Here is a 12,807-nt window from a genome sequence, read left to right on the forward strand (position 1 = left end):
GGGGATGGGCGCACGCCCGCCGACAAGGCTCCAGACTCCCTCTCCCGCGAAGCGGGGGAGGGCTGGGGAGGGGGCAAGCGCGGCTGGCCTCAGCGCGCCCGCCAGCGCTGCGACCGACGGCCCAGCCACGCGCCAAGACCCGCGTGCAAAACGCGGACGGCGATGGAGGTGTAGACGATCATCATCGCCATGGCGGCGGCCCCCGCCGTTTCTCCGGCGTCGTCCATGTGCAGCACGGCGACCGCCGCCGGTTTGGTGTCGGGGGAATAGAGGAACACCACCGCCGAGACGGTCGTCATCGCGTTGACGAACAGATAGATGCCGATGTCGAGGATCGCGGGCAGGCACAACGGCACGGTGACGCGGCCGAAGGTTTTCCACACCGGCACCTTCAGCGAGGCCGACACCGATTCAAATTCGGGATCCAACTGCTTCAGCGCGGTGGCGGCGGTCAGATGGCCGACGGTGTAGAAATGCACCAGCGTGGACAGGACCAGGATCGCCAGCGTGTTGTACAGCCCGTTCAACGGGTTCCACGGCGCGTTGAAGAAGAAGATGTAGGCTAGCCCCAGCACCATGCCCGGCACCGCCAACGGTACGATGGCCAGCAGCCGGACCGTCAGCTTCAGGGCGGGCAGGGCGGCGCTGCGCTCCACCAGATAGGCCCCGGTGAAGATGACGGCGGTTCCGGCCACGGCGGTCCAGGCGGCCAGACGCAGGCTGTTGGCGTAGCTGCCCCAGCCGGCGGGGTCGAACTGCTCGAAATCATAATTCGCCAGGGTCAGCGACAGATTGTAGGGCCAGAATTTGACCAGCGAGGCGTAGGCCGACACCCCCAACATGCCGACCAGAAGCGCCGCGATCAGCAGGCAATAGCCCAACGCCAGCCGGTCGCCCCACACGCTCTTGGGCGGGACATAGGGGACGGAGCGGGCCGACAGCAAGGCCATCTGGCGGCGCTGGCCCAGCCAATCGGCGACGAAGGCCAGCAGGGCGGGCAGCAGCAACACCATGCCGATGACCGCGCCCATGCCGAAATTCTGCTGGCCGATCACCTGCTTGTACACGTCGGTGGCCAGCACGTTGTAATTGCCGCCGATCACCTTGGGGATGCCGAAATCGGTGACGACCAAGGTGAAGACGACGAAAATCGCCGAAATCAGGCCATAGCGCGCGCCCGGCAGGGTGATGGTCCAGAAACGCCGCCACGGCCCGGCCCCCAGCGATTCCGCCGCCTCGTACAGCCGGGCGTCGGCGGTGGACAGCGCCACCACCAGGATCATCACCGCGTGCGGGAAGCAGTAAAACACCTCGCCCAGCACGATGCCGATGGGGCCGTAGACGCTGTGGCCCATCATCACGTCGCGCAGCATGCCCTTGTTGCCAAACAGATAAACCAGCGAAATGGCGGGCAGCAGCGACGGGGCGAGAATCGGGATCTGCGCGACGGCCTTGAACCAGCCCTTGCCCGCCATGCCGGTGCGGGTGATCGAAAAGGCGAAGAGAAAGGCCAGAATCACCGTGATGACGGTGCTGACCAGCGCCACGCTCAGGCTGTTGCCGATGGAGGCCGACAGCGCGGGCGTGCCAAGAAAGGTGGCGAAATTGGCCAGCCCGACAAAGGTGTCGTTGCGGTCATACAGGCTGCGCAGAAAGATCGCGCCCAGCGGCAGCAGGACGAACACCGTCAAAAACAGCGCCAGAATCAGCGTGCCGCCGTTCAACAACCGCGAATCCGCCGTTTCGACCGGGCGGGGGGAGCGGGCGGGCTTGGTCTTGGGCTTGCTCTGGGGCTTCGGCATGGCGGCGGCGGTCGCGCTCATCTCAGGCCACCGGGAAAACGCGCAGCCGCTCGCGCGGCAGCATGACGGGCAGGCGGCCCCCGATGACCAAATCCAGGTCACGGACCAGATTGGCGGAGAAATCGGCGGTCAGCCGGTGGCTTCCCAACTCCGGCGCGTGCAGGCGGGCGCGGTGGAAGGGGCCGATGAACTCCAGCGCCTCGATGGTCGCCTCAATGCGGTTGGCGCCGTTCTGGTGGCGGGCCACCACGTCTTCCGGGCGCAGGCAGACGGTGACGGCGGCGCCCGGCGCAAGGTCGCTGTTGCTGTGAAGCCGCGCGTCGCCGACATGGACCACGCCGTCCTCGCCCGCGATTCCCGGCAGGAAATTCATCGCCCCGACGAAATCGGCGACGAAGGGGGTGGCCGGGTGGCGGTAAATCTCGTCGGGCGTGCCGACCTGATCGATGACGCCGTGATTCATCACGACGATGCGGTCGGCCATGGTCAGCGCCTCTTCCTGGTCGTGCGTCACCATGATGGTGGTGATGCCCAGGCGGCGGTGCAGATCCTTGATTTGCTGGCGCAAATGGCCGCGCACGCGGGCGTCGAGCGCCGACAGCGGCTCGTCCAGCAGCAGCAGGCCGGGGGAGGGGGCGAGCGCGCGGGCCAGCGCCACGCGCTGTTGCTGCCCGCCCGACAATTGGCCGGGGTATTTCGGCCCGGACTCCGGCAACCCGACCAGGGCCAGCAGTTCATCCACCCGCGCCTTGGTCGCCGCGCGGTCCAGCTTCAGGCCATAGGCGACGTTCTTGGCGACGGTCAAATTGGGAAACAGCGCGTAGGATTGAAAGACGATGCCGTAATTGCGCGCCGAGGGCGGTTGGCGCGACACGTCGCGCCCGTCCAGCGTCACCCGCCCCTCGCTTTGCGGATCCAGCCCGGCGATGACGCGCAGCAAGGTGGTCTTGCCGCAGCCGGACGGGCCGAGAAAGCACAGGAACTCCCCCCGCTTGACCTCCAGCGACACGCCTTTCAGGGCGGTGAAGCTGTCGTAGCGTTTCACGATGGAGTCGAGATGCAGATGGGTCATGGCGTCGCCCCCCTTGAAAAACGGCGCCCGCGCGAACAGCCTCCTCCCCGCGACGGGGCGGGGGGAGGCCGAACGGCGGGATTGCTGGCGCTTACTTCTTCTCGGACTTGGCGTCGTAGCGCTTGGTCCATTCCGCCAGGATGGCGTCGCGGTTGGCGGCGGCCCAAGCGAAATCGTTGGTTTTCAACATTTTCGCTTCGGCGTTTTCCGGGTAGTTCGGCAACGCCTTGCCGACGTTCGGCACGGCGGTGACGGCGTAGAACTGGACATACAGCTCGTTCGCCTTCTTGGTCGCGGCCCAATCGGCCAGCGCCTTGGCGGCGTCGAGATTCTTGGTGCCCTTGACGATGGCGGTGGCTTCTTCTTCCCAGCCCACGCCCTCGCTGGCCAGGATCACGTCGATCGGCGCGCCCTTGTTCTTCTGAACCGCGCCCGTGTATTCGATGGAGATGCCGACGGCGTATTCACCGGCGGCGGCCATCTTGCAGGGCTTGGAACCGGAATGGGTGTAGACGGCGGTGTTCTTGTCCAGCCCGTCCATATAGGCCCAACCGGCGTCCTTGCCCATCTGTTGCAGCCAGCCCGACACGGCGAGGAAGCCGGTGCCCGAGGAGGCCGGATTCGGCATCACCACCTGGCCCTTGTATTCCGGCTTCAGCAGATCGGCCCAGGAGGCGGGCTTGGGCAGGTTCTTCTTCGCGGCCTCGACCGTGTTGAAGCAGATCGCCGCCATCCAGGCGTCCATGCCGACCCAGGTCGGCGGCGTCTTGGCGTCGCGGAAGGTCGGCTTCACCGCGTCCAGGCCCTTGGGCGCGTAAGGCTCCAGCATGCTCTGCGCGTCCAGCACCATCAGGCTGGAGGCGGCCAGCCCCCACACCACGTCGGCCTTGGGGTTGGCCTTTTCGGCCAGCAGCTTGGCGGTGACGACGCCGGTCGAATCGCGGACCCATTGAATGGTGATGCCGGGGTTGTCGGCCTCGAACGCCTTCTTGTAGGGATCGAGCTGCTCGGTCTCCAACGCGGTGTAGACGGTCAGCGTGGTCGCGGCGTGGGCGGCGCTGACCAGGGTCAGCGCGCTGAGCGCGCCGACCGTGGCGAGAAGCGCGTTGCGGATGTTCATGTCGATGCTCCCGTTGTCCTGTGGACCCGCTTGCCCGATGGTGCAGGGCAGGGGGGCGTGACCCTTACGGAAGCGTTTTGTAGACCCAGCGGTGAACGGGAACCCGTTAAGCTTTGATGACGGAATCCTCCATCGCCGCGCCCGAATCACGCGGCAAGGCGGCGGCGGTTCGTTGACTCGTCATTTGGGCGCGGGGCCAAGATCTCGTGAGTCCTCGTATGAATTGGCCGAAGTCCCGGCGCGACGGCGGGGGCGGGAGAGCCTGAAAAGCGGTCGTCGGATCTTCGCAAAAGGATGGAAACTCATCCAAAGCCAAGCGTTGACAGGTGGGGGACGTCGCACTATGGTGCGCGCCTTCGATCGAGCCGCCAGAGCGTCCAGGAACATCATCATGAAAATCGTCAATTCTCTGAAGTCGATGAAGACGCGTCACAAGGCCTGCCGGGTCATCCGCCGCAAGGGCCGTGTCTACGTCATCAACAAGCAGAACCCGCGTTTCAAGGCCCGTCAGGGCTGATCCGGCAAGGCGGCCTGGGACCACTCCCCGGCCTCTTCGCCAACGGGTTTCTCGCAAGAGCCGCGCCTTCGGGCGCGGCTCTTGCGTTTTGGGCTGCGTTTCAGCGTCTTGTGCCCGGACGCCTTGTGTCCACACGGCGGCGAATGGTACGTCTTACGGACGGATTCGCCGTTTCGGACAGAAGGACGCCCGCCGATGAAGATGCCGGTCCCGGACAGCGGCGTGATCGCCCGCCGCCGCGCCATCGTCGAGGCGCTGCGCGCCATCGTCCCCGGCGAGGGGGTGATCGTCGACGAGGCGGAACTCCGCGCCTATGAATGCGACGGGCTGACCGCCTACCGCCAGCTTCCGCTGGTCGCCGTGCTGCCCAGCACGGTCGATCAAGTGTCGCGCATCCTCAAGACCTGCCAGGAGATGGGGGTGAAGGTGGTGCCGCGCGGGGCGGGAACCTCGCTGTCGGGCGGGGCCTTGCCGCTGGCCGACGGGGTGCTGTTGGGGATGGGCAAGTTCAAGCGCATCCTGGACATCGACTACGCCAACCGCTGCGCCGTGGTTCAGCCGGGCGTGACCAATCTCGGCATTTCCAACGCGGTGGCGGGGGAGGGCTTTTACTACGCCCCCGATCCCAGCAGTCAGATCGCCTGCACCATCGGCGGCAACGTCGCCGAAAACTCCGGCGGGGTCCATTGCCTGAAATACGGGCTGACCACCAACAATCTGTTGGGGGTGGAGCTGGTCTTGATGGACGGAACCATCGTCCGGCTCGGTGGCAAGCATCTGGAGGCGGGCGGCTATGATTTGCTGGGAATCGTCACCGGGTCGGAAGGGCTGCTGGGAATCGTCACCGAAGTGACCGTGCGCATCCTGCGCAAACCGGCGACGGCGCGGGCGGTGTTGATCGGTTTTCCATCCAGCGAGCAGGGCGGCGATTGCGTCGCGGCGATCATCGCGGCGGGAATCATCCCCGGCGGCATGGAGATGATGGACCGCCCGGCCATCCACGCGGCGGAGGCCTTCGTCCACGCCGGATACCCGTTGGACGTCGAGGCGTTGCTGATCGTCGAGTTGGACGGCCCGGCGGCGGAGGTCGATCACCTGATCGGGCGGGTCGCCGCCATCGCCGCCGACAAGGGCGCGGTCTGCACCCGCGTCTCGAATTCCGAAGAGGAACGCTTGGCCTTCTGGGCCGGGCGCAAGGCGGCCTTCCCAGCGGTCGGGCGAATCAGCCCGGATTACTATTGTATGGATGGCACGATCCCGCGCAAGGCGCTGCCCCAGGTGCTGACGCGGATGACGGAATTGTCGGCGCGCTATGGCCTGCGCGTCGCCAACGTCTTCCACGCCGGGGACGGCAACCTGCACCCGCTGATACTCTACGACGCCAACCAGCCGGGCGAGCTGGAGCGCGCCGAGTCCTTCGGCAACGACATCCTGCGCCTGTGCGTCGAGGTCGGCGGCGTGCTGACCGGCGAGCATGGCGTCGGCGTGGAAAAGCGCGACCTGATGACCGACCAGTTCGACGCGGCGGATCTGGAGCAGCAACAGCGGTTGAAATGCGCCTTCGATCCCGACGGGCTGCTCAACCCCGGCAAGGTCTTTCCCACCCTGCACCGCTGCGCCGAGTTGGGCCGTCTGCATGTTCACCAGGGGGAACTGCGCTTCCCCGACATTCCGCGCTTTTGAAGGGGCGACCCGGCATGACCATCACCACGCTGAAGCCGGACACCGACGCGCAGCTCGCCGACGCCGTGCGCTGGGCGCTGTCGGCGGGCGAGTCGCTGGAGGTGCTGGGCAGCGGTTCCCGGCGCGGGCTTGGCCGTCCGGTACGGACGACCCACGCGCTCGACCTGTCCGCCCTGTCGGGGATCGTCGCCTATGAGCCGGAGGAATTGGTGCTGACGGCGCGGGCGGGAACGCCGATGGCGCTGATTCTGCCGCTGCTGGCCGAACGGGCGCAGCATCTGGCCTTTGAACCGCCGGAGGGCGGCACGCTGGGCGGGGTGATCGCCTGCGGTCTGGCCGGTCCCCGGCGGATTTCGGCGGGATCGGCGCGCGACCACGCGCTGGGCATGGCGGGAGTCAGCGGGCGCGGCGAGGCCTATAAGGGTGGCGGCAAGGTGGTGAAGAACGTCACCGGCTATGATCTGCCCAAGCTGATGGCGGGATCCTTCGGCACGTTGACCGCCTTCACCGAACTGACGGTGAAGGTGCTGCCCGCGCCGGAAGACACGGCGACCCTGTTGCTGTTCGGGCTGGACGATGTGGCGGCGGTCGGCGTCTTGGACCGCGCGCTGCGCAGCCCCTACGACGTGTCGGGCGCGGCGCATCTGCCCGACGGTTTGGCGGCGCGCTCGACCGTGTCGGCGCTGGCGCGGGCGGGCGGGGCGGTGACGCTGGTGCGGTTGGAGGGCTTCGGCCCATCCGTCGCCGCGCGAGTCGCCGCGCTGCGCGAGGAGTTGCGCGCCGACGTCGTGCTGGACGCGCCCGAGTCGCGGGCGGTGTGGCGCGAGATTCGGGATGTCGGGTGTTTGGGGGGCGTCGGGGATGGGGGTGGTTCTGGCGCTGGCCCCGGCCCCCTCCCCAACCCTCCCCCGCCTTCGGCGGGAGAGGGGGCCGATCTGTACGCGCGCCTGACTCCCTCTCCCGCGCCAGCGGGGGAGGGTTGGGGAGGGGGCCAAGGAGGCCAAGGAGGCGACACGCCCCATTTGTGGAAACTCTCCGTCCCCCCCGCCTCCGGCCCATCGGTGGTCGCGGCGATTCGGCGGACGCTGGCGGTTGAGGCCTTTTATGATTGGGGTGGCGGGTTGGTCTGGCTGACCGCGCCGCCCGATTCGGTCGCCGCCATCCGCCGCGCGGTCGGCGCGCAGGGCCACGCCACCCTGATTCGCGCGCCGGACGAGGTTCGCGCGGTGACGGCGGTGTTCCAACCGCCGCCCGATCCGCTGATGGCGCTGACCCGGCGGGTCAAGGACAGCTTCGATCCCAAGGGGGTGTTGAACCCCGGTCGCCTTTACGCGGGCGTGTGAGGAGACGGCGGCGATGCAAACCAACTTCACGCTGGCCCAACTGGCCGACCCGGCGATCCGCGAGTCCGAAGCGATCCTGCGGGCCTGCGTCCATTGTGGCTTCTGCACCGCGACCTGCCCGACCTACACCATCCTGGGCGATGAGTTGGACAGCCCGCGCGGGCGCATCTATCAGATCAAGGACATGCTGGAAAAGGGCGGGCCGCCGCCCGACTCGACGGTCAAGCATCTCGACCGCTGCCTGTCCTGCCTGTCCTGCATGACCACCTGCCCGTCGGGCGTCCATTACATGCATCTGGTCGATCACGCCCGCGCCCACATCGAACACACCCACCGCCGCCCGCTGGCCGACCGGGCGACTCGGGCGCTGCTGGCCCGGCTGCTGACCAATCCGGGCGCGCTGCGGGTGGCGATGCTGGGCGCTTCAGCGACGCGGCCCTTCCGCGCCCTGCTGCCCAAGCGGTTGCGCGCCATGCTGGCGCTGACCCCGGTCCGCGTCCCCAACCCCAGCGCCAGCGACCGGGCCGGCGTTTATCCGGCGCAGGGAACCCGGCGCAAGCGGGTGGCGCTGCTGCTGGGCTGCGCGCAACGGGTGCTGGCCCCGTCGATCAACGAGGCGACCATCCGCCTGCTGACCCGCCACGGCGTCGAGGTGGTGGTGGCGCGCGGGGCCGACTGCTGCGGCGCGCTGACCCATCATATGGGCAAAGAGGCGATGGCGCGCGAACAGGCCAAGGCGGCCATCGACGCGTGGATCATCGAGGTGGCGGGGGAGGGGCTGGACGCCGTCATCGTCAACGCCTCGGGTTGCGGCACGAGCGTGAAGGATTACGGCCATCTGTTCCGCGACGATCCGGCCTACGCCGCCAAGGCCGCGCATGTCGCCGGGCTGGCGCGCGACGTCACCGAATTGTTGGCCGATCTGGGCCTGAGCGCGCCGGTGATCGCCACCGGGCAGGCGGTGGCCTACCACTCCGCCTGTTCGATGCAGCATGGGCAAAAGCTGAAGGAGCCGCCGCGCGCCCTGCTGCGCGCCGCCGGATTCGCGGTGAAGGAAATTCCCGACGGGCATCTCTGCTGCGGGTCGGCGGGCACCTACAACCTGCTGCAACCCGAACTGGCCGACGAACTGCGCGCCCGCAAAATCGCCGCCATCGCCAGCACAGGCGCGGAGATCGTGGCGGCGGGCAATCTGGGCTGCATCGCCCAAATCGCGGCGGGGGCCACGCTGCCGACCAATCTGCGGGTGGTTCACACGGTGGAGCTGCTCGATTGGGCGACCGGCGGGCCGAAGCCCGACGCGCTGGCCGGAACGGCCTGACGGGCCTGGCGCACAGGGGCTTTCACCGGCTCTGCGGCATGGGGGATTCCGCAGCGCTATAAATCTGTGTTTAACTGGGCGCGTCTGTGTCAAAAAACCGCCTTGCTCCCGATCTTGACCGCCCGCCGAAACGGAATCCCCGCATGAGTGCCTACGGAATCACCCACCGCCTGTCGGCTTGGGGCGTCCATGTCTTCACCGCCAGCGGGGCGGTGTTGGGCTTGTTGGGGCTGTTGGCGACGGCGGCGGGCGACGCGAAACTGTGTTTGGCGTGGCTGGGCGTGGCGCTGGTGGTCGATGGCGTGGACGGCACGCTGGCCCGCCGCGCCTCGGTCAAGCAGGTGCTGCCGGGAATCGACGGGTCGGTTCTGGATCTGGTGATCGATTATCTCACCTACGTCGTCGTCCCGGCGGTGTTCATGCACCGCTTCGGGTTGTTGCCGGAGGGGCTTGTCAGCATCGCGCTGGCCGCCTGGGTGCTGCTGACCTCGCTCTATTGCTTCGCCAACGTGCAGATGAAGAGCGGCGACAATTATTTCGTCGGTTTCCCGGCGATCTGGAACGTCGTGGCGCTGTATCTCTGGCTGCTGAACCTCGACCCCTGGATCAACGCGGCGGTGGTGCTGGCGCTGGGGCTGCTGACCTTCACGACGATGAAGTTCCTGCACCCCTTCCGGGTCAAAGCCCTGATGCCGCTGAACATCGGCGTCACCAGCGTGTGGCTGCTGTGCTGCGGCGCGCTGGTGGTGCTGTCGCCCGAGCGGCCCGGCTGGCTGTTCGGCCTGTGGCTGGCCTCGTCCGGCTATTACGGCGCGGTCTGTCTGTGGCGGACGCTGCGCGGTCCTTGAAGCCGGGGCCAATCGTTTGACGGCGGGCTTGTGTGGTCCAAAAGAAAATTTCACACGGATGAACACGGATATCCACGGATGAACACGGATCAGATTGATCTCTTTTAATCCGTGTTTATCCGTGGGCCGACGCAGTCGGCATCCGTGTTCATCCGTGTCAAAAGACACTCTTTAAAACGTGCTTGCTCTGACATCGGGCGTGGTGATCTCAACGCTCTTTCCATCGCAAGACAAGCGCGCGGCGTGAGGCTATCCTGATCGGCGGTTGAACCGGCGATGGGGCGGCGTCACGATGGAATTCTTTGCGCTGCTTCTGGTGATCGGCTTTGTCGTTCTCCGCATGGACCGTCGGCTGCGGGATCAAGCCAAGGCCATCGACGACTTGCGCCAGACCGTGGCCCGCCTGTCGGCGCAGGCCGGAGCGACGCCCGCCGTCGCCGACCTTGCCCCGGACATCGTCCCGGACCCCGCCGCCGCCCTGCCGCCCGTTTCCGACGAGATCACCGTCGCCCCTCTGGCCGACGAGGCTCCGCCAGAACCGCCGCCGCCACCAGCGACTCCCGCGCCGCCCGCCCGTCCGCTGTGGCGCGACCTGGAGGAATCGCTGGCCTCGCGCTGGTTGATCTGGCTGGGTGGGGCGACGATGGCCTTGGCCGCCGCCTTTTTCATCAAGCTGTCGGTCGAGCATGGCTGGCTGGGGCCGGGCGTCCGCGTGGCGTTGGGGCTGGTGAGCGGGGCTGGCTTGATCGTCGGCGGCGAGTGGTTGCGTCGCCAGCCGACGCAGCGCGCCTTCGCCGCGCTTCACCCCGATTATGTGCCGATGGCCTTGACCGGCGCCGGTCTGTTCGCCGCCTTCGCCAGCGTCTATGGCGGTTACGCCCTGTTCGGCCTGTTCGATCCGCTGGTCGCCTTCGCCCTGCTGGCGGCGCTGTCCCTGAGCGGCGTGGCGCTGTCGCTGTTGCAAGGGCCGTTCATCGCCGCGCTGGGGTTGCTGGCCGGATTCGTCACGCCGATGCTGGTGTCGTCGGGCAACCCGATGGCCTGGGGGCTGTTCCCCTATCTGCTGGCGCTGAACGCGGCGGGCGTGGCGCTGGTGCTGTGGCGCGAATGGCGCTGGCTGGGTTGGGGAACGCTGATCGGCGCGGCGGGCTGGCCCGCCCTGTGGCTGAGCGACGTGTGGACGCCGGGCGACGCGCTGGCGGTCGGGCTGTATGTGACGCTGTCCGCCGCGCTGTTCCTGACGCCCGCCCTGCTCAGCCGCTGGATCGACGCGGAGCCGGTGGCGCCGCCGCCGCCCGCTGTCGGCTGGCGCGCCGCTTTGCCCTCCTGGTTTCGCCGTCACCGTCGTCACCCGCTGGACCGGCTGGCGATGACGGCGGCGCGGGTGTTCGCCATCCTGATGCTGTGCCTGGTGTGGACGGACGAGCATGGCGACGCGGCTTTGAGCCTGCTGGCCCTGTTCGCGCTGGGCGGGCTGGTCGCCGGGCGGCGGGTGGAGCGGTTGGCCGGGCTGGCCTGGGTCGCCGGGCTGGTGGTGTGGATGGTGCTGGCCGTGTGGAATTTGCCCTCTCTGCCCAACCCGTGGCTCCCCCTCACCCCCGATGGCCGTCCGCTGGTCGAGGGGGTTCCGAGGGATCTGCTGGATCCGATTCAACGCGCCATCTGGGCGACGGCGGGCTTCGCCGCGCTGTTTGGCGTCGGCGGCTTTGTCGCCATGCTGGGCGCGCGGCGGGTCGCGTTGTGGGCGTCGCTGTCGGCGCTGTTGCCGCTGGCCTTGCTGGCCACCCTCTACGCCCAGCTTGAACCCGACCGTTCAGCGGTGGAATGGCCCGCCGCCGCCGTCGCGCTGGCGGCGCTGCTGGTCGCCGCCGTCACGCCCCTGGCCCGCCAGCGCGGCGCGCGGGCGGACGCCGATCTGGCGCTGGCCGCGTTGGCGGCGGGGGCTGTCGGGGCGATGACGCTGGGCGCGACGATGATCCTGCGCGACGCGTGGCTGACGGTGGCGCTGGCCGCGCAAGTGCCGGTTCTGGCGTGGCTGGAGCGTCATTTCACCCTGCGCGAGCTGCGCCGCGTCGCCTTTCTGGTCGCTGTGGTCGTGCTGGCCCGGCTGGCGCTGAATCCGCTGGTGTTGGAGTACAAGGGGATCGCCTGGATCTTCTACGGCTACGGCCTGCCCGCCCTGGGCTTCCTGGCGGCGGCGCGCTGGATGCGGCAGGCCCCGGACGACAAGGCCGACGATCTGACGGTGATGGTGCTGGAGGCCGGGGCGCTGATCTTCACCACCCTGCTGGCGTCGCTGGCGGTCCATCGTTGGATGGTCGCCGACCTGACCGACCGGCCATCCAGCTTGGTCGAGGCGTCGTTGCACACGCTGTCTTGGCTGGGCCTGGCGCTGCTGCTGACGGTGGATCGGCGCTGGAGCCTGCGCCCGGTGGCGCGTTGGGGGCGGCGTCTGCTGCTGGCGCTGGCGGCGGGGATGGCGCTCATCGTCCATCTGGGCGGCTTCAACCCGCTGTGGAGCGGCGAATCGGTGGGCGAGTGGCTGCTGGTCAACCGCCTGCTGCTGGCCTATGGCGCGCCCGCCGCGCTGATGACGCTGATTTTGTGGGTCGATCCTCTGCGGTCGGCGGAGCTGCGCCGGGGGCTGTCGGCGCTGGTCGGCGCGCTGCTGGCGGCCAATCTGGCCCTTGAGATCCGGCGCGTCTTCCAGGGGCCGGTGCTGTCGGGCGGCGGCCTGTCGGACGCCGAATGGTACAGCTATTCCGCCGCCTTCCTGATCGTGGCGGTGCTGCTGCTGGTCGCGGCGTTGCGCTTCGGCTGGGGCGGCATGCGCCATGTCGGTCTGGCCCTGCTGCTGGTCGTGGTCGCCAAGGTGTTCGTCAGCGACATGGAGGGGCTGACCGGCCTGTACCGCGTCGCCTCCTTCCTCGGCTTGGGCGTTTGTCTGGTCGGCGTCGGTTTCCTCTACCAGCGCCTGCGCGGGCCGTCAGTCGCAGCGGCGGACAATCCGGCGGACGAACAGACGCATTGACAGCGGCGCGGCGGCGCGCTCCCCTTTGGCCGGGCGGCAAGACCCGCTTGGCGCAAGACAGGAGCATCCG

General features: G+C 68.2%; 9 protein-coding genes. 6 read left to right on the forward strand and 3 right to left on the reverse strand.

Annotated elements, in window-relative coordinates; all coding sequences use genetic code 11:
- Nucleotides 1-89 precede the first annotated feature (89 nt).
- The 3 genes from D3877_RS17720 to D3877_RS17730 form a co-directional block, all read right to left on the reverse strand.
- On the reverse strand, nt 90-1,823 hold the full coding sequence (locus tag D3877_RS17720) for a putative 2-aminoethylphosphonate ABC transporter permease subunit (RefSeq protein ID WP_238474942.1): 1,734 nt from the start codon (nt 1,821-1,823) through the stop codon (nt 90-92).
- Nucleotide 1,824: 1 nt separating this feature from the next.
- On the reverse strand, nt 1,825-2,874 hold the full coding sequence (locus D3877_RS17725; protein ID WP_119832021.1) for a putative 2-aminoethylphosphonate ABC transporter ATP-binding protein: 1,050 nt from the start codon (nt 2,872-2,874) through the stop codon (nt 1,825-1,827).
- Between the two features lie 91 nt (nt 2,875-2,965).
- Nucleotides 2,966-3,994, reverse strand: coding sequence for a putative 2-aminoethylphosphonate ABC transporter substrate-binding protein (locus D3877_RS17730; protein WP_119832022.1), 1,029 nt, complete (start codon nt 3,992-3,994; stop codon nt 2,966-2,968).
- Between the two features lie 391 nt (nt 3,995-4,385).
- Here D3877_RS17730 and ykgO point away from each other — a divergent pair, with 391 nt between their 5' ends.
- From ykgO to D3877_RS17760, 6 genes are all read left to right on the forward strand, one after another.
- Nucleotides 4,386-4,511 (forward strand): type B 50S ribosomal protein L36, encoded by a 126-nt coding sequence (gene ykgO, locus D3877_RS17735; protein ID WP_012973122.1) that lies wholly within the window; start codon nt 4,386-4,388, stop codon nt 4,509-4,511.
- 195 nt (nt 4,512-4,706) lie between these two features.
- On the forward strand, nt 4,707-6,194 hold the full coding sequence (locus tag D3877_RS17740) for an FAD-linked oxidase C-terminal domain-containing protein (RefSeq protein ID WP_119832023.1): 1,488 nt from the start codon (nt 4,707-4,709) through the stop codon (nt 6,192-6,194).
- A 14-nt stretch (nt 6,195-6,208) separates the two neighbouring features.
- Complete coding sequence (locus D3877_RS17745; RefSeq protein WP_119832024.1) at nt 6,209-7,537, forward strand: FAD-binding protein; 1,329 nt, start codon at nt 6,209-6,211, stop codon at nt 7,535-7,537.
- Between the two features lie 13 nt (nt 7,538-7,550).
- Nucleotides 7,551-8,858 (forward strand): glycolate oxidase subunit GlcF, encoded by a 1,308-nt coding sequence (gene glcF, locus D3877_RS17750; RefSeq protein ID WP_119832025.1) that lies wholly within the window; start codon nt 7,551-7,553, stop codon nt 8,856-8,858.
- Nucleotides 8,859-9,001: 143 nt separating this feature from the next.
- Nucleotides 9,002-9,706 (forward strand): phosphatidylcholine synthase, encoded by a 705-nt coding sequence (pcsA, locus tag D3877_RS17755; RefSeq protein WP_119832026.1) that lies wholly within the window; start codon nt 9,002-9,004, stop codon nt 9,704-9,706.
- A gap of 292 nt (nt 9,707-9,998) precedes the next feature.
- Complete coding sequence (locus D3877_RS17760) at nt 9,999-12,737, forward strand: DUF2339 domain-containing protein (protein WP_119832027.1); 2,739 nt, start codon at nt 9,999-10,001, stop codon at nt 12,735-12,737.
- The last annotated feature ends 70 nt before the right edge of the window (nt 12,738-12,807 follow it).

This window comes from Azospirillum cavernae (assembly GCF_003590795.1).
Lineage (GTDB): Bacteria > Pseudomonadota > Alphaproteobacteria > Azospirillales > Azospirillaceae > Azospirillum > Azospirillum cavernae.